At 70.2% G+C, this 26926-nt stretch carries 27 protein-coding genes; 6 read left to right on the forward strand and 21 right to left on the reverse strand.

Going from position 1 to position 26926, the window contains the following annotated elements; translation table 11 throughout:
- Nucleotides 1–240: 240 nt before the first annotated feature.
- The 4 genes from QN152_04820 to QN152_04835 form a co-directional block, all read right to left on the reverse strand.
- On the reverse strand, nucleotides 241–717 hold the full coding sequence (locus QN152_04820) for a hypothetical protein (protein ID MDR7538839.1): 477 nt from the start codon (nucleotides 715–717) through the stop codon (nucleotides 241–243).
- A gap of 7 nt (nucleotides 718–724) precedes the next feature.
- Nucleotides 725–2419 carry an AMIN domain-containing protein gene (locus QN152_04825; GenBank protein MDR7538840.1) on the reverse strand — a complete coding sequence of 565 codons (1695 nt, stop codon included), beginning with the start codon at nucleotides 2417–2419 and terminating at the stop codon, nucleotides 725–727.
- A 23-nt stretch (nucleotides 2420–2442) separates the two neighbouring features.
- Entirely contained in the window at nucleotides 2443–3087 is a 645-nt protein-coding gene (locus QN152_04830; GenBank protein MDR7538841.1) for a hypothetical protein, read from the reverse strand.
- A gap of 123 nt (nucleotides 3088–3210) precedes the next feature.
- Nucleotides 3211–3987, reverse strand: coding sequence for a prepilin peptidase (locus QN152_04835; protein MDR7538842.1), 777 nt, complete (start codon nucleotides 3985–3987; stop codon nucleotides 3211–3213).
- A 110-nt stretch (nucleotides 3988–4097) separates the two neighbouring features.
- Between QN152_04835 and QN152_04840 the strand changes: the two genes are divergently transcribed.
- Nucleotides 4098–4751 (forward strand): hypothetical protein, encoded by a 654-nt coding sequence (locus QN152_04840; protein ID MDR7538843.1) that lies wholly within the window; start codon nucleotides 4098–4100, stop codon nucleotides 4749–4751.
- 2 nt (nucleotides 4752–4753) lie between these two features.
- On the opposite strand, the gene QN152_04845 is transcribed toward QN152_04840, so the two are convergent.
- The 8 genes from QN152_04845 to QN152_04880 all read right to left on the reverse strand — a co-directional run bounded on the left by QN152_04845 (nucleotide 4754) and on the right by QN152_04880 (nucleotide 11214).
- A complete protein-coding gene (locus QN152_04845; GenBank protein MDR7538844.1) occupies nucleotides 4754–5746 on the reverse strand; it encodes a sensor domain-containing diguanylate cyclase in 993 nt (330 codons plus the stop codon).
- A gap of 87 nt (nucleotides 5747–5833) precedes the next feature.
- Nucleotides 5834–6736, reverse strand: coding sequence for a diguanylate cyclase (locus QN152_04850; GenBank protein ID MDR7538845.1), 903 nt, complete (start codon nucleotides 6734–6736; stop codon nucleotides 5834–5836).
- Nucleotides 6737–6788: 52 nt separating this feature from the next.
- Nucleotides 6789–7403 carry a type 4a pilus biogenesis protein PilO gene (pilO, locus tag QN152_04855; GenBank protein ID MDR7538846.1) on the reverse strand — a complete coding sequence of 205 codons (615 nt, stop codon included), beginning with the start codon at nucleotides 7401–7403 and terminating at the stop codon, nucleotides 6789–6791.
- Nucleotides 7400–7960: a PilN domain-containing protein gene (locus QN152_04860; GenBank protein ID MDR7538847.1), complete on the reverse strand. Its 561-nt coding sequence runs from the start codon at nucleotides 7958–7960 to the stop codon at nucleotides 7400–7402. The genes pilO and QN152_04860 overlap by 4 nt, the downstream gene beginning before the upstream one ends.
- Nucleotides 7957–9039, reverse strand: a complete 1083-nt coding sequence (pilM, locus tag QN152_04865) for a type IV pilus assembly protein PilM (protein ID MDR7538848.1) — start codon at nucleotides 9037–9039, stop codon at nucleotides 7957–7959. The genes QN152_04860 and pilM overlap by 4 nt, the downstream gene beginning before the upstream one ends.
- A 179-nt stretch (nucleotides 9040–9218) precedes the next feature.
- A complete protein-coding gene (locus tag QN152_04870; protein ID MDR7538849.1) occupies nucleotides 9219–9719 on the reverse strand; it encodes a type II secretion system protein in 501 nt (166 codons plus the stop codon).
- 98 nt (nucleotides 9720–9817) lie between these two features.
- Nucleotides 9818–10615, reverse strand: a complete 798-nt coding sequence (locus QN152_04875) for a hypothetical protein (protein MDR7538850.1) — start codon at nucleotides 10613–10615, stop codon at nucleotides 9818–9820.
- 50 nt (nucleotides 10616–10665) lie between these two features.
- Complete coding sequence (locus QN152_04880; GenBank protein ID MDR7538851.1) at nucleotides 10666–11214, reverse strand: prepilin-type N-terminal cleavage/methylation domain-containing protein; 549 nt, start codon at nucleotides 11212–11214, stop codon at nucleotides 10666–10668.
- A gap of 293 nt (nucleotides 11215–11507) precedes the next feature.
- Between QN152_04880 and QN152_04885 the strand changes: the two genes are divergently transcribed.
- Nucleotides 11508–12695: a hypothetical protein gene (locus QN152_04885; protein MDR7538852.1), complete on the forward strand. Its 1188-nt coding sequence runs from the start codon at nucleotides 11508–11510 to the stop codon at nucleotides 12693–12695.
- Nucleotides 12696–12715: 20 nt separating this feature from the next.
- Complete coding sequence (locus QN152_04890) at nucleotides 12716–14026, forward strand: hypothetical protein (GenBank protein MDR7538853.1); 1311 nt, start codon at nucleotides 12716–12718, stop codon at nucleotides 14024–14026.
- On the opposite strand, the gene QN152_04895 is transcribed toward QN152_04890, so the two are convergent.
- The 8 genes from QN152_04895 to QN152_04930 form a co-directional block, all read right to left on the reverse strand.
- Nucleotides 14011–14457: a prepilin-type N-terminal cleavage/methylation domain-containing protein gene (locus QN152_04895; GenBank protein MDR7538854.1), complete on the reverse strand. Its 447-nt coding sequence runs from the start codon at nucleotides 14455–14457 to the stop codon at nucleotides 14011–14013. The two genes, QN152_04890 and QN152_04895, sit on opposite strands and share 16 nt — an antisense overlap.
- Nucleotides 14454–16646: a DUF4900 domain-containing protein gene (locus tag QN152_04900; GenBank protein ID MDR7538855.1), complete on the reverse strand. Its 2193-nt coding sequence runs from the start codon at nucleotides 16644–16646 to the stop codon at nucleotides 14454–14456. The genes QN152_04895 and QN152_04900 overlap by 4 nt, the downstream gene beginning before the upstream one ends.
- 38 nt (nucleotides 16647–16684) lie before the next feature.
- Entirely contained in the window at nucleotides 16685–17272 is a 588-nt protein-coding gene (locus tag QN152_04905; GenBank protein MDR7538856.1) for a prepilin-type N-terminal cleavage/methylation domain-containing protein, read from the reverse strand.
- Nucleotides 17262–17633: a hypothetical protein gene (locus tag QN152_04910; protein MDR7538857.1), complete on the reverse strand. Its 372-nt coding sequence runs from the start codon at nucleotides 17631–17633 to the stop codon at nucleotides 17262–17264. Before QN152_04910 ends, QN152_04905 begins: the two co-directional genes overlap by 11 nt.
- A gap of 335 nt (nucleotides 17634–17968) precedes the next feature.
- Nucleotides 17969–18724 (reverse strand): glycosyltransferase family 2 protein, encoded by a 756-nt coding sequence (locus QN152_04915; GenBank protein MDR7538858.1) that lies wholly within the window; start codon nucleotides 18722–18724, stop codon nucleotides 17969–17971.
- Nucleotides 18715–19920: a phospholipid carrier-dependent glycosyltransferase gene (locus tag QN152_04920; GenBank protein ID MDR7538859.1), complete on the reverse strand. Its 1206-nt coding sequence runs from the start codon at nucleotides 19918–19920 to the stop codon at nucleotides 18715–18717. Before QN152_04920 ends, QN152_04915 begins: the two co-directional genes overlap by 10 nt.
- A 1-nt stretch (nucleotide 19921) precedes the next feature.
- A complete protein-coding gene (locus tag QN152_04925) occupies nucleotides 19922–22198 on the reverse strand; it encodes a DUF3488 and transglutaminase-like domain-containing protein (protein ID MDR7538860.1) in 2277 nt (758 codons plus the stop codon).
- Complete coding sequence (locus QN152_04930) at nucleotides 22186–23343, reverse strand: DUF58 domain-containing protein (GenBank protein ID MDR7538861.1); 1158 nt, start codon at nucleotides 23341–23343, stop codon at nucleotides 22186–22188. Before QN152_04930 ends, QN152_04925 begins: the two co-directional genes overlap by 13 nt.
- A 152-nt stretch (nucleotides 23344–23495) precedes the next feature.
- Here QN152_04930 and QN152_04935 point away from each other — a divergent pair, with 152 nt between their 5' ends.
- The 3 genes from QN152_04935 to QN152_04945 all read left to right on the forward strand — a co-directional run bounded on the left by QN152_04935 (nucleotide 23496) and on the right by QN152_04945 (nucleotide 25886).
- Nucleotides 23496–23915: a nucleotidyltransferase domain-containing protein gene (locus QN152_04935; protein ID MDR7538862.1), complete on the forward strand. Its 420-nt coding sequence runs from the start codon at nucleotides 23496–23498 to the stop codon at nucleotides 23913–23915.
- The gene (locus tag QN152_04940) at nucleotides 23905–24339 is read left to right on the forward strand and encodes a DUF86 domain-containing protein (protein MDR7538863.1); all 435 of its coding nucleotides are present in this window, start codon (nucleotides 23905–23907) and stop codon (nucleotides 24337–24339) included. Before QN152_04935 ends, QN152_04940 begins: the two co-directional genes overlap by 11 nt.
- Nucleotides 24340–24473: 134 nt before the next feature.
- Nucleotides 24474–25886, forward strand: a complete 1413-nt coding sequence (locus tag QN152_04945; GenBank protein ID MDR7538864.1) for an NYN domain-containing protein — start codon at nucleotides 24474–24476, stop codon at nucleotides 25884–25886.
- Nucleotides 25887–25973: 87 nt separating this feature from the next.
- On the opposite strand, the gene QN152_04950 is transcribed toward QN152_04945, so the two are convergent.
- Nucleotides 25974–26921, reverse strand: coding sequence for a MoxR family ATPase (locus QN152_04950; GenBank protein ID MDR7538865.1), 948 nt, complete (start codon nucleotides 26919–26921; stop codon nucleotides 25974–25976).
- Between the last annotated feature and the right edge of the window lie 5 nt (nucleotides 26922–26926).

Raw genomic sequence — 26926 nt, forward strand, 5'->3', positions numbered from 1 at the left:
CTCCAACGCACACCCCAAGCCCTTCGTGTGGACGAAAACGGCAGACCAGATCTTGACGACGGTGGGAAGATTTTGTCAACGAATCTCTAACTCAGGACACTAGAGCCGGAACCGCGCCGGATCGACCCGCCGGCTCACCTGCTATCCGCCGCAGCCGGAAGGGACTGGGGCCTATGGCGCACAGGAACGCTGCGGGCCGGGCGCAGCGCGCCCGGCCCGTGGCCGTCGGTCCGTGCGGGACTATCCGGGTGGAAGCGTATAGAGCGCTCCGGGCGGCCGCTGCTGCGGCAAGAGGCGGCGGACCAGTGCCTCCGCCTCCCCGTGCTGCCCCGCCAGCACCAGCGCATCGTGGAGTGCCAGGACGGCGGGGAGCAGCTTCTCGTCCAGCTGCACCGCTTGACGCAGGGAGCCCAGCGCCCGCGGCAGGTAGCCGGCCGCGTAAGGCGCAAGCCCGGCGCGGAATTGCCGGTAGACGTAGAGGTAGGCGAACCCCAGCCAGAAGTGGGCCCGGGCGTTTCGGGCCTCCGCCGCCACCGCAGCCTGGTAGGGCTGGATCGCCCGCTGGAAGTCCGCCTCCCGCGCGTAAATCCGGCTCTGGTCGAACGGCGGCAGCGCCGGTTGCGCCGCCGCGGGCAGCACCACCGCCGCCGTCACCGCCGGCAGCAGCACCGCCGGCAGCAGGGTGCGCACGCCCCAGCGCCCAAGGAGCCGCATCATCGTGACCTCACTTCGTCACCGGCAGGAGCGTGGGGGTGATCACAAAGATCACCTCGCTCTCTGTGCGCTCGGTGGTCGTCCGCCGGAAGAGCGACCCGATCACGGGGATATCGCCCAGCAATGGCACCTTGATGATGGTCTCGCGCTCCTGGGCACTGATCATCCCGGCGATGATGATGGACTCCCCGCTCTTGACCTGCACGGTGGTGCTGGCCTTGCGCGAGGCGATCTGCGGCACCGGCCCCGCGGGCGTGGAGAGCAGCGTCAGGACGGAGCTCACCTCGGGGGCCACCACGGTGGTGATGATGCCGTCCCGGTTCACCCGGGGCGTGATCTCCAGGTTGACCCCCACCGGTTTAAAGGTGAAGGTGATGTTGCCCTGGGCGTCGCGCTGCGGCACCGGTATCTCCTCGCCCAGGTTGACCGTGGCCTTGTTGCCATCGATCACCGCCACCCTGGGAGCGGAGAGCACCCTGGCCTTTCGGTCGCGGACCAGGGCGGTGAGGGTGACGCCCAGGTCCACCGGTGCGGCGGTGCTGATGGTCAACGTGGCCGGGATGCCTCCGGTGGCCGTGACGCCGGTGAAGTTGACCTGGTACCCGGTGAGACCCCACTCCAGTCCCAGGTCCCGCAGGACGTCGGTGCTGATGTCAACCACCCGTACCTCCACCATCACCTGCGGGATCTGAATGTCCAGTGCCGCCAGGATCTTCCGCACCTGCTCGTGCTGCGCCGTGGTGCCGAAGACGATGAGGGTGTTGGTGCGCTGGTCGATGGCCACGCGCACCCCGGGCACGGAGGCGGCGATGGCCGCCCGCACCTTCTCCGCATCGGCGAAGCCCAGCGGGTAGATGACGGGTTCCGGCACCTCCGGGGGCGGGGCCAGCTTCTCCGCCGCCATCACCAGCAGGTTGTTACCCACTCGGCGGAAAGCCAAGTTGTTGGCGTCCAGGATAAAGCGCAGCGCCTCGTCACAGGTCACGTCCACCAGACGAACCGTGATCGCGCCCTTGACAGACCCGTCCGTGACGATGTTGAAGCCGCACAGCTTGGCCAGGGCGCTGAGGACGTCGGCGATCTCCGCATTGCGCAGGTCGACGGTGATCCTCCCCGGGGCGCCAGACGGAGCCTGGGCCGCCACATTCCCCACCCTGGTGGCGGGCACAGGGGAAAGAGCAGGCGCGGGCAGGGTGGTGGCTGGCGCGGCGATGGGTGGTGGGGCGGCGGGCGGTACGGCGGCGGCTACCGCAGGGGGCTTTGGCTTCGCCGCCGGCAGCGGTACCATCAGGCGTGCCGCCAGCACCGAGGGGGCCAACGAGCTCACCTCGTAGGCGGTGGGCGCCGACAGGTCGATGACCACGCGCACCACCCCCTGCTGGAACTGCCCGGCACGCACCCGCAGCACGGGGGGCTGCGCCACAGGCAGCACCGCCGGCACGGTCTCGGCCAGGCGTGCCCCGGGCAGGTCGATGAGCACGCGGAACGGATCGGCCATGGTCGAGGCGCGGAAGCGTAGCGGACCGGAGCCGCTGATGGCCACCTGGACTACGCCAGGGAAGACCTTCACCCCGATGGCCGTGACGCGCACCGCCGGGGCAGCGACAGCGGCAGGCCACAGGGGAAGGCCTGTGACCGTCGCCAGGGCCAGGATCAGGGTGAGCGGGATGCGAAAGCGTCTGCTGCAAAGAACGGTCCGCCACATGGGCTGTCTGCTCCTCCTCTGCACTACCCGAATCGCACTTCGAAGCGCTGGCCGTCTTCCACCAGGACGACCAGACCTTCCCTGGCGTCCACCAGCTCAACGCGGATGGTGTTCTGGATCATTTCACCCTGCGCGACGATGTAGACCTGGCCGGCGATCCTGATGATTGCCACCCGCCCGCTATCCCCCAGGACGCCGATCAGCTCGGCCGCCTCGGCCATCCGCGGCGGAGGCGGAGGCGGGGTGACCTCCGGAGCCGGGGCTGGTGCCGGGGCCGCGGGAGCGGGAGCTACAGGCGTGGGCGGGCCGGGGAACAGGGGCGGAGGCAGCGGCGCCGGGGGTGGCAGGCTCACGGGGCGGGGAGCGGCGGGTGCCCGGGCCACCTGAGCCGTCACCAGGGGGACAAAGGGGTCGGGGCGGCCGGCGGCCTGCGGGGGCGGAGGGGCGGGCGTCGCGGCCGGGGCCGGAGAGACCTCCGCGGCTGGCATCCGGGGTGCAGGAACCGGGGATACCGCCGGCGCCGGTGAGAGGGCCGGCCGGGGCTGCACCACTCCACGGGGCGCGGACGGGCGGGAGGGGCGGAAGAGGAGGACCCCTGCCACAACGGCCACGAGAACCGCAAGCGAGGCGACGGGATAGCGACGTACCAGGGTCACAAGACGGTCCATTCGGCGCTAGCTCCTGATCAAAGTGTGAGAGATGCCCGGATCCCGTCCGTCATGCCTTCGATAGACAACCTGTATTCGACATCCGGATGGCGAATCCTGCCTTTGAATGCACCTCGCAAGCCCCTAGAGGCCATGTAGCGGCCAATTGAGATACCACTGAACTATCGTCTGGCCCCAAAACAAGGCAGCCAGCCCTCCAAGGGCAAGGAAGGGACCAAAGGGGACGGGATCCTTGCGCCGGCGGCGGCCGGTGGCCAAAAGGACCAGGCCGACCAAGCCGCCCAGGGTAAAGCTGATGAACAGGGCCGCCGCCACCACAGGCCAGCTCAGGAAGGCGCCCATGACGGCAGCCAGCTTGACGTCTCCCCCGCCCATGCCCCCGCGGCTACTGACTGCGATCAGGAGGAAGAGCAGCCCCGCGCCCAGCGCGGCTCCCAGGCTCGTCAGGAAGACCCCGGGGCCGGCGGGCAGTGCCAGGAGCAGGCCCAGTGCCAGGCCAGGATAGGTCACCGCGTTAGGGATGATGCGGTGGTCCAGGTCGACGAAGAGCACAATCACCATGATCAGCGCGAATACCCAGGCGCGCAGCGCCCCCAGTGAGGGACCGAACCAGTGCCAGGCGGCCAGGAAGAGCAGGGCGGTGAGCGCCTCCACAAGAGGGTAGCGCCAGGAGATCGGCTGGCCACAGTCCCTGCAGCGCCCGCGGAGCCAGAGAAAGCTGATCAGGGGGATGTTGTCCCGCGCCCGGATCGGGTGGCCGCAGTGGGGACAGCGTGAGCGCGGTGCCACCAGTGACTCCCGTCGGGGCAGCCGGTGAATGGCCACGTTGGCAAAGCTACCGGCCACAGCCCCCAGGAGCGTCGCCGCCACGGCCTCAGCCATGGCCAGACCCCAGGTCACTGCAGGAAAATCCGCCTTCCTGACGAATACAAGATCGATTTTCGTTGCACTTGCGCGCAGCGGGAGTGGCCCGCGGCGTCATCGGAGCAGCGGACGAGGAGGCACCTTCCTTGCGACTCCCCGCAATGGGACTGGCATTCGGAGTTCTGCTCGGCCTCTCCTTCCCCCTCGTCGCCCAGCAGCCCCCTACCGCTCCCTCGCCCGTGCTGATCGTCCCCGGGCAGAGCCTGGCCGGCATCATCCTCGGCCGGTCCGTGCGCGGGGTGGTCGCCCGCCTGGGCCCGCCCTCCGAGGTACGCGTGGTGCGGGACGGCACCCTGTACGTCTTCGCCCGCTTCGGCATCACCGTGTACGGGGACGGGGACGTCATCCACGCCGTCTCCGCTGCCAACAGCCTCTTCCGCACCCCTGAGGGGATCGGGCTGGGCTCCTCGGAGGCGGAGGTGCGGCGCGTATACGGCCCGCAGTACACCCACATCGTCGTCGAAGGCATCCCCGGAGTGGCGTACGACCACCTGGGGCTGGCCTTTGGCTTCGACCGTGGAAGTGTGGCCGTCATCCTCGTCTACACTCCCCACACCCAGGCGCAGGTCGCGTTTGTCTCCCTCCCGTATGTGGAGAACCTGAAGCCATTCTCTCCCGAGACTGAGTTCATGTCGCTGTCCGGGTACCTGCGCTACCTGGTCTTCCAGCAGAGCGGCATCTGGCTGTCGTACCGCGAGGCCGCCCGGATCATCCGCGAGCAGGCCACCGCCCGCAGCTAGCGTCAGTCGGCCAGCAGGATCCGGCCTCCTCCTCCCGCCTTGGCCTCCAGCAGGGCGATGTCGGCTTTCCGGATCAACGCCTCCGGCTCGTCGGCGTCCCCGGGAAACTGGGCGATCCCGGCGCACAGGGAAAGCTTCACCGGCACGCCGTTACGCCCCACGAAGACCTCACTGTTGACGGCCGCCTGGAGGCGGGTGATGATGGCCAGGCCCGCACCCACGGAAGTCTCCGGGAGGATCACCACGATCTCGTCCCCGCCGTAGCGCGCGGGGATGTCCACGGCCCGCAGGTTCCTGCGCACCACACCGCAGACCTGCTGCAGGATCTCGTCGCCCACCAGGTGGCCGTGGCTGCGGTTGAGCTCCTTGAACCCGTCCAGGTCCAGCAGAACCACGCACATGGGCTTGTCGTAGCGCTCCGCGCGCTGGATCTCCTCGCGCAGACGGAGGAAGAAGTAGCGCCGGTTGTACAGCCCCGTCAGCTCGTCGGTGATGGCCAGGGTCCACATGCGGGACATCAGCTCGAAGTTGGAGAGGATCCAGGCCAGTTGCGCGGCCACCACGGAGATGATCAGCAGGTCGTCCGGCGTGAAGTCCTCCGATCCGGAGAGCTTGCCCACGTTGAGCACGCCGACGATCCGCTCCCGGGCGCGGATAGGGATGACCATGGCCGAGCGCGGCCGGAAGTTCTTGCGCCGGGAGGCGATCTTCCCGATGATCAGCCGTGGCCGTCCCTGCACGACCACCTCGCCGGCCGGCCCCTCGTGCAGGCCCACCCGCATGCCGGGCCGCACCTCCCGGTCCAGGCCGCGCGAGGCGACGATGGAGAGGGCGTCCTCCTGGAGGAGCATGATCGACCCCTGGTCGGCGCCCAGCCACCCGAGAAGACGGTCGAGGTAGCGCTCCAGCGTCCCCTCCAGGTCTCCCCCGGGCACGAGCTCGGCGGCGGTGTCGATGACCCAGTTGAGTGCGGCGTTCAGACGGATGGGTTCCAACCCACTGGTGGTATTCCCCCGCCCGCGCCGGGGTAGACATGGGCAAACGGCCCGGCCGCCGCGGCCTCAGGAGCGGACCCTGCAGCCTCAGGCCACAGGCTCGCCGGAGCGCAGATCGTCGGCGCTGACCACGGTGTTGCCGCCGAGGCGGCGGGCCCGCAGCAGCGAGTCCTGCGCCGCCGCCAGCAGGGCCGGGGGGCGGTCGCCGTGCAGGGGGAAGGCGGCCAGCCCCACGGAGACGGTGAGGTGCTCCACCAGGGACGAGCGCGTCACCCCCTCCTGGGTTTCTGCGGCGGCGCGGATCCGCTCGGCTACCCGGCTGGCCCTCGCCAGGTCGGTCTCCAGGAGGAGGACGGCCAGCGTGCCCCCCTCCAGCGGCAGGCGCAGGTCAACCTCCCGCGTGTGCCGGGTGACGATCTCGTGGACCATACCAAGGGCCGCCTCCGCCACCGCCGCTCCGTGGAGGCGCCAGCGCTCCTCGTACCCGTCCAGGTGCACCAGCAGCAGGGCCAGCGGGCGGCGAAAGCGCAGCGCGCGGCGGACCTCTTTGGACAGGTGTCGCTCCAGCTCCGCCGCTGGCTCCCCCGAGGGCTCACGCCGCGCCCACGCCTCCCGCGCCACTTCTACCAGCATGAGGTCGAACGCGGCGACCAAGCGGGCGTAAGGATCCCCCGACGCGGCTTTCAGGCGCGGACCCAGCAGGTGAGCCGCCTGTTCCCGCAGGGCCATCAGACCGCGCAGGATCTCGGGCAGGTCCGCCTCGCGCACAAGCAGTAGCACGCCCTCGCTGCCCGCCGCGGTGCGCAGCGCCGTCGGGTCTCCCGTCTGCAGGTAGCGGACCAGACCGTCGATGGCGGCGCGGCCGGCCGCCTTCAGGTCGTGAACGGAACGGTGGGCGAATGCCGGAGCCTGCCGACCCAGGGACCGCGCCCACCCCTCCGCCAGGTGATCCTGCTCTTCCGCCAGCAGCGCAGCCAGGTCGGCACTCACATGCGCCGGCCGCCTCAGTCCCCGGGGGAAGCTCTGCCCCGCCAGGCCATAACTACCGCTCCTCCGGCAGCACGAAGGTGTTGGAGGTCACGGCCAGCCGCAGCGTAGGCAGCTCCTGCACGGCCAGGGTGAACTGCGTCATGGCGATGAACCGCGGGAAGTTCTCCAGCCGGCGGAGGAAGGCCAGCACCCGGTCGAAGGACCCCTCGAACCCCAGCTCCAGGCGGAACTGGCGGTACGGCGGCGCCGGCTGCTGACCGGCAGCCTGCTGACCGGCAGCCTGCCCGGCGGGAGGGGCTGCGCCCGCCTGCTGCCCCGCCTGCGGCGCCTCCAGAGGGCCCGGGCGCAGCAGCGTCAGGGTCACCTCGCTCTCTGTGGCCACCGCCTGCATCTGCCGCAGCAGCGTGGGGATCTCCCGCGCCGGCGGCAGCTTGGCCTCGATGGCCGCAATGCGCTGCTGGCGCGCCGCGTACTCCTGTTCCAGCGCCTGCCGCTGCGCGGCCACCTGCTGCATCTCGGCCAGGCGCGCCTGCCGCTGTTGCAGGGTCGCGCTCAACTGGGCACGTCGCGCCATCAGGGGCGTATAGGCCAGGAAGTAGAAGACGGCGATGATGGCGATGGTGACCAGGACGCTGAGGAGGAGACGTTCTCTCCCGCTGAATCTCATGGGCGACCCTCCGGCACTTGGCTGGGGCGGACCAGACGGCCGTTCACTGAGAACTTGACCACAGGGGTGGTGCCGACGCGGTCGCGCTCCGCCGTGGTCAGGTCCAGCCCTTCAAAGATCCCGGCGCTCTCCAGGTTGTCCATCAGCCGGGCGACGGCCACGTAGCTCATGCCGTACCCCTCCAGGGAGAAGGTACGGGTGTCGGGCACGGTGAGGGTGGTCAGCCAGACGTCGCGGGGGATGAGCACCCGGATATTGGTGAGGATGGCCGAAGCTGGGAGCTGGGTGGCCAGCAGCCGGGCCAGGAGGTCCTCCTTCCGTCGCGCCTCCTCGATCCGCTTCTTCAGCTCCTCCACCGCCTGCACCTGGGGCTGGAGGCGGGCGATCTCCGCCTCGGTCTCCTTGACCCTGCGGTCGAGGGCGGCAACTGAGGCCTGCAGGCCCAGGTAGTAGACGAGCACGGCGACCAGTACCACCAGGGGGACCCCGATCTCCAGCAGCGGCCGCCCGCTGATGCGCCGGCGCGGCGCCCGGGGCAGCAGGTTGATCCGAATCACGCTTCCTCCCCCCCTCGTAACGCCAGTCCCACCGCCACCGACATGATGGGGCCCATGGCCGCCAGCACGTCCGGGGGAAAGACCGCGCTGTTCACCTGGAGGCCAGCGAAGGGATTGCCGATCTCTACGGGGATGCCCAGCTCCGCGGCCAGCACACGACTGAGGTTGCGCAGCCGGGCCAGGCCTCCGGTGAGGACGATCTGCGAGACCACGGCGGCGCGGGCGCGCGTCTGGTAGTAGTCCAGAGAGCGGCGGATCTCCGTAACCAGGTCCCCGATCTGCGGGGCGATAGTATCGTGGATGCGCTGCACGGTGAGGTCGTCGGGGATGACGTTCTCGTCCAGGATCTCGGCGCGCTCCTCCAGCATGGTCTTGGCCGTGGCCGCATCCACGCTCAGGGTCTCCTGCAGGGCGTGGATCAGGGTGTTCCCTCCCACGGGGATGTTACGGGTCAGCCGCAGGCGCTTGCCCTCGCTGATGACGATGTCGGAGGCCTCCGCCCCTAGGTCGATGTAGACCACCGTGCGCGTCTCCGCCCCGTTCGCGGCCAGGGAGCGAAAAAGGGCGAAGGACTCTACGTCCATGATCACCGGGGTGAGGCGCGCCGCCTCCACCGTCTCCACCAGGCGCTGCACCACGTCGCGGCGGGTGGCCACGACGATCACGTCCAGCATCTTGCGGCCGTCCTCGCTGCTCTCCCCCATGACCTGGTAGTCCATGTGCACGTCCTGCACATTGTAAGGCAGGTAGCGCTCCGCCTCGTAACGCACCGCGGCGGTTAATTCCTGAGAAGTCATGGGGGGAACGCGGACTTCGCGCACGGTGACGTTCTGCCCCCCGGCGCCGACGACCACGCGATCGGCGCGGATGCCCGCCTTGTCCACCAGCGCCCGGATCTGGGCGCCAACCTGGTCGGGGGCGACGGGAACTCCGTCACGGAACGCGGCGGCGGGCGAGGGAGCGCTGGCCATGCGGGCCAGGTGGAAGGTCCGCCCGGTGCGGGTCAACTCCACGACCTTCAGCCGGTCGCTGCCGATGTCCAGTCCTACCAGGGTCGGAGAGGGTTTGAAGAAGCCCATATGGCGACCGCCTTTCCGGTCTGTTGTGACCCTGAATAATTCGACAGCCAGGGCAAAAGCCCTGCGGCCCGGGCCGCTGCCCACACCCCTTCCCGCCGGGAGGAGCCACATTGGGCACTCCCTGCGGGGAGGGGCCGCACTGAGCATCCTACCCCGTGCCCGGTTGCGCTAGACGCTTCCTACTGTGGGGCGATGGTCACCCGGCCGCCCACGTTGACCGTGACCCGGCGCTGCTCGCCTGCGGGGCTGCGCAGCAGGACGGTGCCGGCATTGGGATGGCCGAACGGGGAGACAGTGAGGATGCCTCCGCCGAAGGTGGTGCTCTGGAGGTCCACGCCGGTGGGAAGGCGGCGGGGCGCGGAGGTGTACCCCGACCAGCTCCCCCGGCACCCGCCAGAGGGCGTCCACCTTCCCCCTTCCAGGTATTGAATCGCGTAGCTCTCCTCACCCGGGTCGAACACCACCCGCCAGCAGCGCCGCTCCGTCCGTGCCCGCTGCTCCACCCAGCGGATGTCCGTCCCCAGGGCTCGGGCCGCCCCGGCCAGCCGACGGTTGTAGACCAGCCCGCGCCCGGAGAGCGCCAGGGCCAGGGCCAGGCCCACAATCCCCACGGCCACGGCACTCTCCACCAGCGAGAAGCGTTCTGTTCCTCCTCTGGCAAACCAGACCTTCCCTCTCAAGCTGCGTATCCTCCAGGTGGTCGCCCTCCCTGCGGGAGGCCCTCTGCCTTGGCCCCTCGGTCCTTCCGGCACTTCACACCCCGCAGCGCACACACCTCCTACCAGTGGGCCAGCTCCTCCCAGAGCGGGCGGTCGTAGAGCACGTCGGGGGAGAGCCGGGGGAAGCGCGGGGCGGCGTATCCTCCGGGTGCTCCGTCGTCGGAAGAAGCGGCGACGATCAGCAGCTGGAACCCGTGGTTCGGTGGCGGCGTGTCGAAGGCCGCGGACCCTGGAGAGCGGGTGCCCAACCAGGCGCCGCACCCGGCCAGGTTCCCGGGGTTCTTCAGGCAGACGGTACGGGCCGCGTTGCCCGCCCCGCCCGTGGCCACGATGAAGTAGTCGAACCACATCCGGTAGGCCTCCTCGCTGCCGGAGGTGCAGGTGTTGGCGGCGGGAGGAAGACCGTTATCTGCGGGCCGCACGTAGATCCTGGCGTAGAAGGACCCCAGGGCCTCGCCATCCGCAGCCCGTACGTGGACTGGCGCGCTGGAGGTGCCCACGTCCAGGTAGGCCCGCCGGGTCCCCGGGGCGGCGGCGTCTTCGTCTACCCATCCGGGCCCGCCGTAGGCGGCGATGACCTCCCAGCCCCGGTTGGCCACGCAGGAGCCGCGAAGGAGCGCCCGATCGGCAGAGCGGACGGCGGCATCGAGGTCGGCGGAGAGGCGGCGGCGCAGCTCGGCCAGGGCGCGGTATGCGCCCGCCTCCGCCAGGTATAGAGCCTGGCTGCCGCGCCGCTGGTCAAGGGCGTGTACTGTCTCCCCCATAGTCGCCAGTACCAGCGCCGTCACCACCACCGTGAGGAGGAAGACGACCACCATGGCGCTGGCTAACGCTGCTCCCCTCTGCCCTCCACGCATCCGATGGCCGCTCCTGGGCTGCATCTCCGGCTCCCCGCAAGACTCTCCCGCTACTCCCGGTGCCACGCCCCTCTGATCAACGCCGAGGTCACGCGTGCCGCCGGCCGGTCCTCGTCCCGGAAGAACACCTCCACGGTGACCCAGCGCACCCGGTTGTCCTGGGCGACAGCGGCGTCTGTAGCGCAGTCGGGCGCATACCCCGGCTGCGTCCCGCACCCCGCCCGCGGCCACTCCACCGACCAGCAGGGAAGCAGCAGGTCCTCCTGTCCCCCTGATGCGGCTACCGCCTGCTCGTTCAGCGTCACCCGATAGCTGTAGGCTCCGTGGGGCGGGGCAAGCGCCGTCGGCGGCTGCGTCGCTACATCACAGAAGGCCTTCCGCCAGCTTGTCCGGTCGGGCCGTGCCTCCACCCGCGAGCGGATCGCCTCCATCTGCCGCGCCGCCAGGGCCGAGGCCACCGTCACCCGCCCACCCCACCCGGTGACGGTGAGCACGGTGACCAGGGCGCGGGTCGCCAGCAGGACCACTGTCGCCAGCAGCGTCAGGGCCACCAGGACCTCCACGATGGTGAAACCTGCCCTCCCCCGCACGGCCGCCATGCTGAAGCCGGCCCTGCGCCGCACGGCCCCCGTCGAGCCCAATCCCCCTTGTCGCACAGCCCTGTCCCACACCCCTGTCCCACACCCCTGTCCCACAGGCCCTCACCCGGGAGCATCTCCCGTACCTCATAACGGCAACCGGACCGGATCTTTCGGGGGTCTCGCTCTGGGGGACTTCAGCACCTTTCCGTCGAATCTCTGCCGGCGAGGATCTGCCCTCCCATGCCGCTGCGGTGCCTGCCCTTGCGCCCCGTGACGTTTCCCCCGCCCACCCGCTCCCTCACCCTCGCCCGGTGAGCGCAGCCGCAGACGACGGACCGCACCCGCACGCTGCCGGGCGCCGGTGGCTGGAGCCTGCCGCCGTCCTGGTCGTGGTGCTTGCGGTCTACCTGGCCGCCACGCCGCGCACCAACCAGGCCTACCGGCACTTCGTGTACATGGCCAGGGGCTTTCTGCAGGGGCGCGTGGACCTTCCGGGCGTTCCGGCCTACTACCACGACGTCATCCACCTGGGCGGGCGGACGTACGCGCCGTTCCCGCCGGTTCCGGCCCTCCTGCTCCTTCCTGCGGTGGCCCTGTGGGGAGAGGCGACAGACCAGGGCCGGGTGGGGCAGACGGTGGCGGCCCTGGCTGTCGCCGTCTTCGTTGCCGCTCTGCGGCGGATGGGCATCCCACCGGCTGTCCGCCTCTTCTGCGGCGCCGCTTTGGCCTTTGGCAGTGTCCTGTGGCCGGCAGCCGCCATCGGCACCACCTGGTTCTTCGCCCAGGAGGTCGTGGTGCTGGCCACGGCACTCCTGGTCTGGGAACTGGCCGGCGGCGCACGTCCATTTGTCCTGAGCGCCGTGGCGGTGGGAGGCTGGCTCACCCGCGTCACCGTCCTGCTGGCTGCACCGGCGCTTGGGCTGCTGCTCTGGCTGAGGCACCGACGGCCGGCGGCGGTAGTTGCCTTCCTGGCGGCAAACGCCGCGGGGGCGCTGGTCTACCTGACCTACAACCTGCTGCGCTTCGGCGACCCCCTGCAGACCGGTTACGGTATGCTGTCCATGGCCGCGCCCAATGCACAGGCCGTGGCGCGGTGGGGGTTCTTCAACCTGCGCTACGTCCCCCAGCACCTCTACGCCATGCTCCTTCGCCCGCCCGAGCTCATGCCCACCCCGCCCTACCTGCGGCCCTCCCCGTGGGGGATGTCCCTGCTCCTCACCAGCCCCTTCGTTGTCCGCCTGCTCTTCCCCCACAGCCGTGCGGGATGGGCCAGGTGGGCCACCCTCGTGGGCTGCATGGCCCTGCCCATGCTCCTGTACTTCTCCGTGGGGTGGGTGCAGTTCGGCTACCGTTACAGCCTCGACTGGTGGGTCTTCCTCCTGGTGATGCTGGCCGTGGCCCTGGGCGACCGTCCCCGGCCGGTGGATTACGCCCTGCTGGCGCTGTCGGTGGCGATGAACGGGCTTGGGGTCTACTGGGTACGGGTCCTGGGATGGTGAGGGCCGGCGGGGGCAAAGCGATGAAGCAGTTGCCAGGGACGTGGCGACAGATCGACGGCGACGAGCCGCTGGTGGCGGGTGCCCCCGCTGCGCCGGAGGTGCGCCTGTGGTGGGCGCTGGTGGTGCTGGCGGCGCTGGTGCGCACAGTGGTCATGCCCTACGGCGGCTTTCCCAGCGACATCGCCACCTTCAAGGGCTGGGCCGCGGCCCTTGCCCAGCGCGGCCCGCGGGGGTTCTACGGGACGGATTTCGCCGACTACCTGCCGGGCTACCTTTACGTCCTCTGGCTGATCGGCGCGCTGCACGCGCACCTGCGCTTCAATGACCAGGCGCTGCTATTCCTGCTCAAGCTGCCGGCGGCGGCGGCCGACCTTCTGGGCGCCGCGCTGCTGCGGCGGGTGGCCGGGCGGTTCACCTCGTCCCGCACCGCTCTCCTGCTGGCGGTCCTCTACCTCTTCCACCCCGCACTTGTCTTCACGGGATCCTACTGGGGACAGTCGGACAGCGCAGGCGCCCTGCTGGCCCTGGCCGCCCTCGCCCTCTTCCTTCGCGGCGACCCCCTGGCCTGGAGCGCGGGGGCCGCCGCCTTCCTGGTCAAGCCGCAGACGGGGCCGTTGCTCGCGGTGCTGGGGACGGCCCTGCTCCGCCGGACGCTGCTGCCGCCCGGCCGGACGGTGGGGTTCCGCCCGCGTCCGGACCTCGTCCTGGGCGCCGCGCTCATCGCCGCGATGACCACCGCGGTGCTGGGCGCGCCCTTCAGGGTGGGGCCGGGGAGGCTGGCCGCGCTGGTGCGCAACGCGCTCGGCGTCTACCCCTACGGCAGCGTGGTGGCCTTCAACCTCTGGGGCGCGGTGCAGGGCTTCTGGCGCAGTGACGCCGAGCGGCTGGCCGGGCTGCCTCTGGCCCTGTGGGGGAGCCTGTTCAGCACTGCGGGTGTGGCCGTGGTCCTGGCCGGGACATGGCGCCGGCCCACCGATCGCGGGGTGGTCCTGGCCGCGGCAACCGTGCTGGTGGCCACGTTCCTGTTGCCCACGCGCGTCCACGAGCGCTACCTGCTTCCTGCACTGCCCTTCCTGGCCCTTGGTCCGGCGGTGGACCGGCGTATGTGGGGACCCTACATCACCCTGAGCGGGCTCCTCCTGGTGAATCTGGTGTACGCCTACAGCCGGCCCTACCTGCAGACCTTCACCCTGCCAGCCTGGATCGAAGGGACGCTGTTCAGCGACCCGGCCACGCGGGCGTGGAGCGCCCTGGCCCTGCTTGGGCTCCCCTGGCTGCTCTGGATCCTGTGGCGTCCGCGGGCGCCCGGCCAGGTTTACGGCGCCTGGTAGGAGATGCCTCCGGCGGGGTTCACCGAGACGGAGCCACTCCCGGTGCTGTTCTGCACGACGACGGTGTAGGCGGTCGGCTGGCCCATCGCATCCACCGGGCGGCCGAAGGCGTCGAAGGTCACGGTCTGCGCGGCGGTTACCGTCACCCCGGAGGGGAGGGCGGCGTTCTCCACAAACCCTCCGCCGCTGCGGGCGATGAGGTAGGCGGAGGATCCTCCGGCGAAGGTCACGGTGTACGTCGCCCGCTCCGCCTTCGCCCGCTCCTGGGCCTGGCGCAGATCGGTGGCCACCTGGACGGTGCCGTAGCGCAGGCGTTGCTTCGCGGTGTAGCCCCGCCACCCGGTGAATGCCAGCGCCAGGAGCACGGCGGCCAGCCCCAGCGCCACGGCCAGTTCCAGGAGGCTGAACCCGCAGGCGCCGACTCGCTTCACGGGACTCCCTCGCGCCAGGTGGGCTTGACCCCGGCGAGGTTGTTCGCATCCACGCGAAACAGGCTCGCCGTGGGGAAGTACGGCGGGGAGAAGCCGCGGGCCATCCTGCGGTCGTAGCGGAAGTCCCGCCCGTACCCACTGCGCGGCGCCCCCGTGCGGGCGTCAAAGGTGCCGAATGCCCCGTAGTACTCTTCAATGATCCCACCCAGTAGGTGTACCTGCCCCTGCACCCGACGGGTGCTGTAGTTCTGGACGAACACGGCGCTGTTGTGGCCGTCGTCGACACCTGGCTCCCCGGCCATAAGCACGGCATGAATAACCAGATCGTCAGGGGATCCCACAGGGATCCGGATGTCATGGTTAGCTGAAAACAGCCCGAGCACGTTCAGCGGGTTGCTGTTGGGGTCGGCCGGGTCGGGAGGGCGCTCGTACCTCAGGTGGCCCGTGATGTCGATTCTCCCGTAGGGACACGGCCGCCGGCGAGGATAGCAGCCGGTCACTATGGTGGCCTGCTCCTTCTCCTCGAGAGTGCCGCCAAGAGCGCGGAGGTCTCCCTCCACGTAGACGAGCATGGCGTTCGAGGGATTGGGATCGACCTGGTAGCCCTTGGGCACGCCTCTGAAGGTGCGGGTCTGGGGGGAGGGCCAGGCGGTGTCGTTCACCGTCGTCGTCTGCGCCGCGCGGTCCACGATCACGGTGACCGTCCTCCCGCCCTGCACGAACCGGTAGAGGGCGCACCCATCCCTCGCGGTGCAGCCGGGCGACCCGGCGGTGACGGTGTTCAGGGTCAGGCTGTCCAGGTTCCCCTGCACCAGGATCGCGCCAGCCAGTGGCTCGTTGGGATCGGACCGACGGTTCCCGTTGTCATCCCGCACCGGGATGTAGATGCCCGGGGGAACGTCGTCGTCACCATCGTCGAGCTCGGGGATGACCCGGCGGATGCGTTCGTTCCACTCCTCCTGGTCCCATCCAGTCGGCCCAGCCATGTCGCCCGGATCGTGCCCGATGGCGATGGCCTTCTGGTTGAACGTAAAGCGAGGCACGACCACAACCGGATCGACTCCACGTTGAAAGTTTGCCGGGGGATTGTCCTGGTCGTCCGCAGGCGTGCCGTCGGGTTTCAACGGCGCGTCGATGCGCCGTCCCCGGGCATCCACGTTCTCGTAGGGGCCAGGGGCACACAGCCTCAGGTTGCTACCGGTGTTGTTGTACAGGGCGCATGGGCTGACGCTGGTAACCTGATCGGTGAACTTCGGGAAGAATGCAAAGCGAAATTCGTTGTCTGTTCCGCTCCCGTTGGTGTGCACGGGGCCGTCGAAGGTGGTCCTGCTGGTGAACCAGATGGGCGTCCCCAGGGGGCCGCCATCGCCGCCGGGCATGGTGTGGGCGTGGGTGAAGAGCGCGTACTTGGCAAAGTTCTCCCTGCGCACGGTGATGCTGAACCGACCCGCAAGGGTCACGCGACGCCGAAACTGCGAGGCGGCCTGGCCATCGCTGAAGACGCGGTACTCGAAGAAGAACTCGTACTCCTCCTGACCGGCCTCGGGACTGAGCTGGTGGACGAAGCACGGCTCCCCGGGAGGATCAACCTCTCCGGAGCAGGTCCACTTGCCGTCCCTGCGTCGGCGTGAGTTCTCTGCCACGGGCAGAAGCAGGACGGTAGCGCGGTAGCTTCCGGCACCCAGAGGATTCGCCGGGGGAGAGGCCACGCGCTGCGGGTCGGCCGGGGGCGCTCCTGACCCGGTCTGCGGAGGCATCCGCAGCTTCAGATGCGGGGTGGCCAGCCCCCAGTCCAGAGGGAAGACCGCCCAGTCGGTGTCGCTGGTAGCGGGCACGTCCAGCCGCTGCCCATCAACGATGAGGAAGCTCAGGATCCGCAGAGGGTTCTGGTCGCCCGGCCTGCCCCCTGCCCACAGGGTCTCCAGTACGGGTCCGTTCAGGGAGGTGTCAACCCGCACGGTAGGGGTGGCTGCACCGGTGTTCATCACCGCCATGAGGGCCGACCGGGCGGCGTAGGCGCCGCCCTCGGCGATGGTCATCGCCTCCGCTCCTCTGGCCCGCAGCGCGCTCAGCCCGACTTCCTTTCCGCTGAGGTACAGCACCAGCGCGCTGAGCACGGTGAGCACGAACACGACCGCCAGCACCCCCACCAGTGCCAGCCCTGCCTGGTTCTCCCCGCGTCTGGCCATCGGCTGCCCTCCGCTTATGGTACCGGTGAGGACGTCGGTTAGGGCGTGGGAGGCGGGTACGCCCGCAGGGCGGCGTCCGCGGCAAAGGTCCGGCTGACGTCGCCCACAGTGGTGACCACGGTCACCCGGACGCGGGCTATGGCCGAGAGGTCCGCGGGCGCTGAGCCCAGGGAAGCGCCTCCAGCCGTAAAGTACTCGAAGACCACCCCCGCACCGCCGTCTTCACGGACGATGTTGAACGCCAGAACCTCCGCCGGTGCCGCACCCACCCGCCGGGTGAGCGTGCCCGCGGCAGAGTCGTAGGAGAAGGTCACCGCATAAGGGCCGGGAGAGAACAGGGTGTCCCCGGGGACGGACAACGTAACTGCGTCCGGCCCCGCCGCAGTCACCGCCTGGGCCCACCGCGCCTCGGCCACAACGCTGTCGATGGCCGCCCGCACCTGGGCCTGGGCCTGGAGGAAGTCGTTGGTCACTTTGGCCGAGCGCCCTCCCGCCACGACGAGTGCGTATATTCCTCCCAGGGCCAGCGCCAGCAGCGCCAGGGCCATCACCAGCTCCACCAGGGAGAAGCCCTCCGCCAGGTGGATCCGATCGCGACGCCGCGGGTGGACTCCGTCAGCTGTCATCGAGGATCGTCGTCAGGGTCACCAGGGGGGAGCTTTCGGAGTCCCCGGGCCGGTAGACCCGTACCGTAACGGTGGTCAGGGTAAGCGCGTCGTCCAGATCCACATCCACCGCCACCTGGAAGACGTGCGGTGTGGGGTTGACCACTCCGTCGTAGGGGCTGGGCAAGGGCAACGACGTCCGGGGCAGGCCGGTGAACCCGACCATCGTGTAGGGGTTGGCGCTGGCCCGGATCTGTTCCATCACCTGCATACCCAGGGTGGTGGCCGCAGCGCGCTCGTTGGACCGCCCCGCGTGGGCCATCCCGGCGATGAACGCGCGCAGGATGAAAAGGGAGACCAGGGCCAGGAGCGATAAGGCCACGAGGAGCTCGACGAAGGAGAAGCCGATATGCGCGGTCGGCCGTCTTGATCCGCTCCTGCCCTCTCTCGCCAGGCCATCACTCACCATACAGGGTGCGGGGAAATTCCACGGTGACAAAGCAAAACCCTCTCCGTGGCACCGCGCGGAAAACTGCCCTGTCTGTGCTCCGGGGACGCTTCGTCTGATCCGAGTTGCAGGTCTTTGCCATGCTTATCTCGGCTGCACAGGGGAGGGCAGGAAAATCCGTCAGGCGACAGGTCACCCCTCTGTCAGGCTGGATGGCTGTTCGTCGTTCGATTGGGGGAGCAACCTGTGGAGGTATCCGCCGACGCGCGCTATCCGCCCCCGGGGAGGCGGCGAAGGCGCCGCCACAGAAGGCGACACCACAGGCGGACCAGCTCAATGCAGGCGCGCAGCAGGACGCGCAGGCTTCCCCCGGTCTGCTGTCCCCACCGCCGCGGCAGGTGCGTCACCGCCACCTCCACCATGACCGCCCCAAGGCGGCGCGCCTGCGCCAGCAGCTCCGCGCTGATCACTGCCCCGTGTGCCTGCAGGTCCAGGGCCTGCACCAGCGACCGCCGCATCAACTTGAACCCACAGTTGGTGTCGCGCACCACCACTCCCAGCAGCGCCCACACCAACACCCGCCAGACCGCCGCGAAGAGGCGCCGTGGCGCCGGGTCGGCGCGCGACCGCCGGTAGCCCAGCACCAGGTCGGCGCCCGCCGCCGCCTCCACCAGCCGCGGCAGCTCTTCAGGGAGGAACTGCCCGTCGGCGTCCAGCAGGAGGATCCACTGGTGCCGCGCCGCCGCAAACCCGGTGCGCAGGGCCGCGCCGTATCCCCGGTTGCGCGCATGGCGCAGCAGCCGCAGGGACGGCACCTCCTCCCCCAGGCGGCGGGCCACTTCCGCGGTCCGGTCGGTTGAGCCGTCGTCGACCACCAGGATCTCGTAGTCCGCAGCGACGCCGCTGAGTACGGGAACCAGCGCGCGCACCGTGCGCTCCAGGTTGGCCTCTTCATTGAACGTCGGTAGCACTGCGCTGATGGTGGGACGGCCGACGCATGGGGCAGGGGGCTCGCTTACAGCCACGTGCCCAGCCACATCAGGCGGTAGAAGCGCCCCGGGGCCAGGGGCAGCGCTGCCAGGACCGGGTAGTAGGCAGCAAACCAGGCCACAGCCACCCCCAGGTACAGGAGCGGCACTGCTGGACCCAGGGTGACCCGCAGGCGGGCCAGCACGGCGGCGGTGGCCATGACCATGAACGGCAGGGCGGGCAGCATGTGGTAGAGGAAGAGCGCCCGGCCGATGAAGGCGTAGGGCAGGTAGCTACCCAGGAAGCCGACGACGATAAACACCGCGCCGGGGTCCCGCGTCCGCACCGCGTGCCAGGCCACGAAGACGAGGGCGCCCAGGCTGAACCACCACAGGGCGGGGTTGCCGATGGCGACCACGCCACGGTAGACGCCGGGGGGCGCCTCGACGAACTCATACCAGATGGGGCGCAACAGCAGCGGCCAGGACCACCACTGAGACTGGTAGGGGTGCGTGGCCGTCAGGCCGGCGTGGAAGCGAAACATGAAGACATGGAACTGAACCAGGTCGCGGGGCGAATGGCCCAGCAGGTACGGCGTCCACGCCGCCAGGTACACGGCGGCCGGGACCACCGTGTAGGCGACGACCAGGTGCAGCCAGTGGCGGCGCCTAGGAACGGTCCAGCGGTCCTGCCCCAGCAGGATGACCAGGTAGATGGGGATGGCCGCCAGCGGGGCCAGGCCGGTCCACTTGGTGGCCACCGCCATCCCCGCCGCCAGCCCGGAGAGGTAAGCCCATCCCGGCCGGCCACGCCGCAGGTAGCGCCAGAAGGCCCAGTAGCTGGTCACCAGGAACAGCGCCAGGAAGATGTCCGGTTTGGCGATGCGGCTCTCCACAAAGGCCAGCCCGTCCACCGCCAGGAGCAGCGCCCCTGCCAGGGTGGCGAAAGGCACCCGCAGCACCTCGGCGATAAGCAGGGCGCAGAGCAGAACCAGTAGCCCGCCGGCCAGGGCGCCGGCGAGGCGCCAGCCGAGGGGCCGGTCGCCGGCAGAGCGGATGCCCAGGGCGATGATCAGCTTGGACAGCGGCGGGTGGGTGATCTCCTCGGTGACCTCCTGCCCGTGCAGGTACTGCCTGGCGGCCTTGGCGTAGTAGATCTCGTCGAAGACCATGCGCGAGGGGACGTCCAGCCGGCCGACCCGCAGGGCGGAGGCGGCGATCACCAGGAGGACCAGCAGCGCGGTGTGCCGCACGTCAGCGGATCTTCATCCGGGGTGGCTGCGGGCCTTGGAAAAGCGGGCGGCTGTCAGGGTCGACATCCCGGCAGATTATACCCACCCGGAGAGCCGCCCGCACCCGCGCCACCATCTCCTCAAGCGCTGCCGCGTCGGTCACGCGCCCATCGGGCCCAAACAGCGCCGCCTCTACCACCGTGGTCAACACCTGGACCTCCGGTCCGCCGACCATAGGAGCCACGCGTGCGGCAAACTCCCGGGGGGTCTCAGCCGCCCTCCGGCGTAGTCCGCGTCGGGCCAGCAGGCCAAGCATCTGCCCGTATGCCCTCAGGACAGGATCCGCTGGCTCCGGGCCGGCCCCGCGTCGGGCGCGCACCGCTAGCAGCGCCACCGCTGCGGCGACACCAGCCACGGCCATCCGGGAGAGCGCCCGCCCCGCGGACGGGAACACGGTAGCCGCCCACCCCGGCGGGGTGACCGCGGCCAGGCGGGCGCTGAGGTAGCGGGCGAACCCCTCCCACCCCCAGCGCGGTACCGCAGGGTCGCCCAGTGTCGCCGGGTCGGGGAAGCTGGGCGTGGGCTCGAACTCCACCCACCCGACGTCGGGGAAGAACACCTCCACCCAGGCATGGGCATCGCTGTTGCGTACCTCCAGCAGGCCGGTAAAGGGGTGGAGGGTCCCGGGCGTGTAGCCGGTGACCAGTCGGGCGGGGATGCCCACGGCGCGCAACAGCACCGCCATGGCGCTGGCAAACTGCTCGCAGTACCCGCGGCGCTCCTCGAAGAGGAAGTAGTCTACCGCATCACCGGGACGGCGCTGCGGGCCGATGGTCAGGTCGTAGCGGTACTCCCTCCACAGGTACCGGTTCACTGCCACCACGGCGTCGTAGGGGGTGGCCGCCTCTGCGGTGACCGCACGGGCCAGGGCGACCACCCGAGCCGGCAGGGTCGGGGGAAGCTGCAGGTAGCGCTCCAGAATGAGCGGCGGGTACCGGACTCCGGCCTGCCGCAATTGCTCGGGTGTAGCCTCCAGAGGGCGGGAGACCACCGTGTAGATCATGCCGCGGTCCAGGGTGAAGGGCAGCCGCACGTTGCTGTAGCGGTCCACATAGACGCGGCCCCCTGGCAGGTAGATCTGCTCCACCTGCGGCACGGCGAAGGCCACGTTAGGCTGCTCCTGCTGGATGTAGAACGTCTGCACCAGGCGGCGGGAGCGGCCTCGGTAGGCGTAGATGTCGTCCTGACCGTGGGTGAGGTTGATGGGGGGCACGGCGGCGGAGTGCTGGCGGACGCGGTGGTCGTGGATACGCCAGCCGGTCCCGGTGTAGACGTCGAAAACCAGCCCCCGCCAGTTTCGCCGCTCCGCGGTGCGCACGCGCAGCACCACCTGCTCGTTCAGCCGGCCGCGGAGGCGCAGGTCCACGCTGGGCCCGAACCCAAAGTAGCCCCGGGGGTTGAAAACCTGAGTGCCCTCGTCGTTCCCCGCCGGGTAGGCGGGGTTGACGATGCTCCCCTGCAGGCGGTCGCCGATGGGGACGGTGGGCGTAAACGGGAGCGCGGTGATGAACAGGCCGGGGAACCGCGGGGTCAGGAGGAAGACCACCCCGGCGACGGCGAGCAGCGCACCGAGCTGTCCCACGGCCAGGGGGACGACCTCCCCCCGCGCCAGCGGCAAGCGCGGCGAGGCCGGAGGTCTGTCCCCCTGTCCCCGGCCGGATGCCGGGCCCGCTGCAACCCCGCCGGCAGCAGCCAGACCGGCTTCGACTGTGTTGTAGACCAGGGCCACCGTGGCAGCCAGCGCGTAGGGGACCAGGAACAGGCCGAAGGTGACATCCACGCTGAAGGCCGCCGCCACCGCCATCAGCACCACCGAGGTGAGCAAACTGAAGAGCAGGTCGCGGCGGCGTGGCAGGTCGAAGCTGTGCAGGGTCTGCAGCCAGAGCAGGAAGACGGTGAGCGGGATGCTGGTATGGTAGGGGTCCTGAGCGAGCGCCCGGAGGAAGGCCCCCGCCGCGGCCAGACATCCTGCGGTGAGGGCCAGCTTCACCCAGGTGTTGCGGCGCCGGCGACGGGTCCATGAGAACAGGAACCCCAGGACAACCAGCGCGGCGATCTGGTAGCGCAGGGGGCCGAAGTCCTCGTGCGCGGTGATGGCAAAGACGCTGACCACTACCGCCAGCGCAGTCCAGGCGCGCAGCGCCGGTGAGCCTTCGTCCCCGATGCCGTGGGGGGATGCGCCGCGCCGCAGGCGCGTTATCAGACCCACCCCTGGCAGGCGCACAATCAGCGGGCGCACCGGACCCCTCCATCCCGATCGAACTCCCAGCCGGCCGCAGACCCCGCAGGAGCCACCAGCACCACCGGAGCTATCGGCGGCGCGGGAAGCTGCGAGGGACCCGACGGGCCGCTCGCAGCGATCAGCCGTGCGCTTCCGGCGGGGGAGGGGGTGTTTATACCAGCCGGTAGGGTGCTTGTGGCGGTCGGGAGGCTGGTTACGGCGACAGGTGCACTCCCGCACAGCCGCGGGCTGATCCGGGCCAGAGCCTGAGCCAGCGTCGGACCGTCAGCGCGCAGCCGGGCCAGGGCATCCCAGATCTGCTCCCAGGGGCCACAGATGGCGGCCGGGCCGTCCTGTCCGCACCACAGCAGGGTCACACGCCAGTCGCGGCGCAGGGCGGTCCAGGCGATGGAGGCGGCGGCCCGCGCCGCAGCGTCCAGGTCCGCCTCGGCCTGCCTGCGGTCCGTGTCCACGACAATCGCCACCTCGGGAGCCTGCGGGGCGGCAAACTCCTTGACCAGCAGCCGGCGGTGCCGGGCCGAAGAGCGCCAGTGAATGTGGCGCGCCGGGTCGCCTGACTGGTACTCCCGGATGCCGAAGAGCTCCTCGCCGCGGCGGCGCTGCGGGTCCTGCGGCCCTCCATCCGCGCAGAGGCCCACCGGCAGGTGACTCAGCCCCTGATAGCGGGGGCGGACCACCACCTCGGCCCGCCCGGGGAGCTCCCGCTCCGCGCGGAACATGCCCAGCAGGCCCAGGGAGATGACCCGGAGCTTCAACGGATAGACGCCGCGCGTTGGGGCGGGCAGGCGGATGGAGGAGTGCTCCCCGGTTCCGGTTCTCATCACCGGGAAGAAGACCTCGCCCCGCCGCCCGCCGGCCGCTGCCGCCAGGCGGAGGAAGCGGACCGACCGGTCGGCGCGCACCCGGAGCAGCAGCGTGACCGTCCCCTCCTCCACCGCAGGAGAGGCGACCGCTTCCTCCACCCGAATTGCCCGCGTGCCCACAAGGGCAGTCGCCGCGCCCACCACCACTACCGCCACCAGGAACGCGGTCAAAAAGAAGAGCCAACCCGCCATCAGGTTGGTGGCCAGCAGGAAGAAGAACCCGCTGAGGGTCAGGGCGGCCGCGCCCTCAGGTGTCGGCCGCAACGACGGCACCCGCATCCGGCACCCCTTCAATGCTACATCCACCGAAAATATACCCACACAGGCGACGGCGGCCCCAGGTGCCGCACGGACGGACCTGAGAATCACTTCTTGAGAGCTTGAAGTGGCCTGGCGAGGCCCATGCGTGCTAGCATAGCCGGGGTGGTCTGATGGAGATCAGCCCTGAGCAGGCTTGCGAGCTGAGACGCGTCGCCGAGCGGCATGGGCTGCGGTTGATCGTGGCCTTTGGGTCCCGCGCGACAGGTCGAGCCCACGCGGGCAGCGATCTCGACCTCGCCGTCCTGCCGAGGCCGGGGAAGAGGATCTCCATGCGCGCATTCGGCGAGCTGGCCGCGGATCTCTCGCGGGTGTTTCCACAGGTCGAAGTCGACCTCTCGCTCATCCCGTATGCCGACGCGCTGTTCCTGAAGAAGATCTTCGAGACGGCGGTGCTGCTCTTCGGCGAGGAGACCGACTTCCGTCGCTACCGCGTTTACGCCTTCCGCCGCTTCAGTGAATACCAGCCCTACCTCCAGCGGGAGGCGCAGGCGGCCAGGGCGCTCATCCACCGGCTCCGCCATGCCGGTTGACCGGGACGTCGTGGTCAGGAAGATCACGCTCATCGGCGAAGACCTGCTCCGCCTGCGCCCGCTGGCCGAGCTCTCTCCGGAGGAGTACCTGTCGCGCCTCGAGAGTCAGCTGGCCGCCGAGCGGCTGCTGGAGCGGATGATCGGGAGGATGCTGGACGTCAACTATCACATTGCGCTGGAGACACGCGGCGTCGCTCCGCGCGACTTCTTTGATTCCTTCCTCAAGCTGGCCGAACTGCAGGTGCTGCCGCCCGAGTTTGCCCGCCGCATCGCCCAGGCCGCCGGACTGCGCAACCGGCTGGCCCACGAATACAACGAGATCGATCCGGGCAAGGTCCACCAGGCCGCCCGGGCGGCACTTGCCGACATCCCTCTCTACCTGGAGCACGTGCAGCGGTTTCTTGACTCCCTGCCGCATCGCTGACCCCGGCCGACAGGCGGAAGGGCCGGACCGCAGGGCGGCTCACGGAGGCGTTCCGAGAAGGAGTAGAGGCACGCCTCCGCGAATCCGGGTGCGCAAGATGGGAGTGGCAGCGATCCGCCCCGTGAGCCCTTCCGTTGCCCCGCCCCTCCCACCGCCCGCAGATGGCCCCTGAGACCGGCACTGACCCCCACGTGGTCGCCTGGCTGCTCACCGGCGGGGTGAAACGCCAGACCCTGGTGAAGCTTGCCGGCCGCCTCGGCCTGACATTCCCCGGCACCCGGTTGAGCACCCTGCCTCCCGATGTGATCGCCGACGCCCTGGTGGACCGGTGGGACGAGCCCGATGTCCGCCGCGCCGTTGTCGAGGTCCTGAACCGATCGCTGCCGGACGAGCGTGCCGGTGTGGCCCGTGCCGGCACCGACGAGGAGGCGCTGAAGAACCTCGTCCGGGAGGTCATCCACGCCTCGGACCCAGGCCGCCTGGACGGGCTGATCTGGGCCCTGGCGCAGAGCCCCCACGAGGTGCCCCGGGGGCTGGCCAGGGGCCTTATCCACTCCCTCGAGCACATGGCGCTGCACCAGGAGGTCTCCTCCGCCTACGCTCAGGTAGATGACGCGGAGTCCGCCCACGCCGAGGCCCTGACCGACCTGCGGGTGACCCGCCAGGAGTTGCGCCGCTCTGAGCGCGAACGCGACCGGCTCGCCCGCTCAAACGCCGACCTGAGCCGCAGGCTGGTTCAGGCAACGGCAGAGCTGCGGGCGGCCGCCTCGGAGCGGAAGGCGCTGCAGCGTGAGCTGGCCAGGCTCCGCCGTCAGCTCGACGAGGCCCGGGAGGCCGTAGCCACCCGCCTGGCCGGGGCAGCAGAACTGGCCCGCCTGCAGGAGGGATTGGAGGCCGCGCGTCAGGCTGAGGCCACCTGGCGCGCCCGGGTGGACGAAGTCGACGCGGAGCGCCGGCGGCTGCTGGCGGATCTCGAGGAGATGAGCCGCTGGCTCCACCGGCTGCCTGGTCGGCGGGAGGACCGCGACGTGCGTGTGGCAGTATTCCTGGACGGCGAGAACCTGCTCTACAGCGCCCGGGCGGCCTTCGGCGAGCGTAGCCAGGTTTCCCTGAGCCGGATCCTGGCTGCGGCCACGCGCGACCGTACCCTGACGGAGGCAGTGGCCTACGTGGGCCGCCTCCCGGTGGAGGGCGTCTGGGAGCCGCCGCAGCCGACCCTGGCCGACTACCAGCCGCCCTACCGCGTCCGCTTCCAGCGTCCCATCAAGCGCGAGGGCGCCACGTGGAGCGGCAACTGGGACGTGGGCATCGCCGTGGACATCCTCACCCGCGCGGGCGGGGTGGATGCCATCGCACTGGCCAGCGGCGACGGCGACTTCCTGCCGCTGCTGGTCTACTGCAGGCGGCATGGGATCCGCACCGAGGTGCTGGCCTTTCCGGGATCCGCTTCCAGCGCCCTGGCCCTGGCCGCCGATCACTACCAGGAACTTGGCCCCGACGTCCTCTGGGCGGCCGAGGAGGTGTCGGGAAGCATTCCCACGAGGTAATGCTCCTTACCCGTCGCTCTCCCACACCAGGGGCATCTCCCACCTGGTGTCCGGCGGTGACCGACCAGGTTGCCAGCAGCGCTGAGGTCAGGGGCGGCCGGCCGGGGCGTCCAGCGTCGGCGGGGCCGGGACCTCCTCCAGGAGCGTCCGGATAATGCCGGCGGCGGGGCCCGTCTCCGGCCGGACGAGCATCCGGTGGGCGAGCACGGGGACCGCCAGCGCCTTGATGTCGTCGGGCAGCACGAATTCCCGCCCGGCGGCTGCCGCTCGCGCCTGCGCCACCCGCAGGAGGGCGATCCCCGCTCGCGGGCTGCACCCCAACACCACACCGGGCGCGGTGCGCGTGGCCGCGAGAATCTGCAGGGCGTAGCGGCGCACTGCCTCGCTGACGAACACCGCGCGCACCTCCCGTTGCATGGCCACCACTCCCTCGGGAGTGAGCACCGGCGCCAGATCGTCGATGGGATGGCGCGCCACGTGCGTGCCCAGCATCTGGAGCTCGTCCTCGAAGCCGGGGTAGCCCAGGGAGGTGGCCACGGTGAACCGGTCGAGCTGCCCCTCGGGCAGAGGGTAGATGCCGTGGTGCTCCGTGGGGTTGAGGGTGGCCAGCAGGAAGAAGGGCTGGGGGAGCGGATGAGTGCGGCCGTCCACGGTCACCTGGCCTTCGTCCAGCGGCTCGAGGAAGGCGGCCTGCGTGCGCGGGGTGGCCCGGTTCAGCTCGTCGGCCAGGACCACGTTGGCGAAGATGGGCCCGGGGACGAAGCGTAGCTCCAAGGCCCGCTGGTCGACTACGGAGCTGCCGGTGATGTCAGCGGGCAAGAGGTCGGGGGTGCACTGGATGCGGGAGACCTCTCCGCCGATGGAGCGGGCCAGGGCCCGCGCCAGCATCGTCTTGCCTACCCCGGGGACGTCCTGCAGGAGGACATGCCCGCCGGCCAGCAGCGCCGTGACCACCAGCTCCACGGGCTCGCGCTTGCCGACGATGACGCGCTCGATGTTGTCGACGAGGCGCCGGGCGTCAGTGGCAACCCTCATGGGCG

The sequence above is a fragment of the Armatimonadota bacterium genome, from assembly GCA_031459715.1.
Taxonomy (GTDB): domain Bacteria; phylum Sysuimicrobiota; class Sysuimicrobiia; order Sysuimicrobiales; family Humicultoraceae; genus Humicultor; species Humicultor tengchongensis.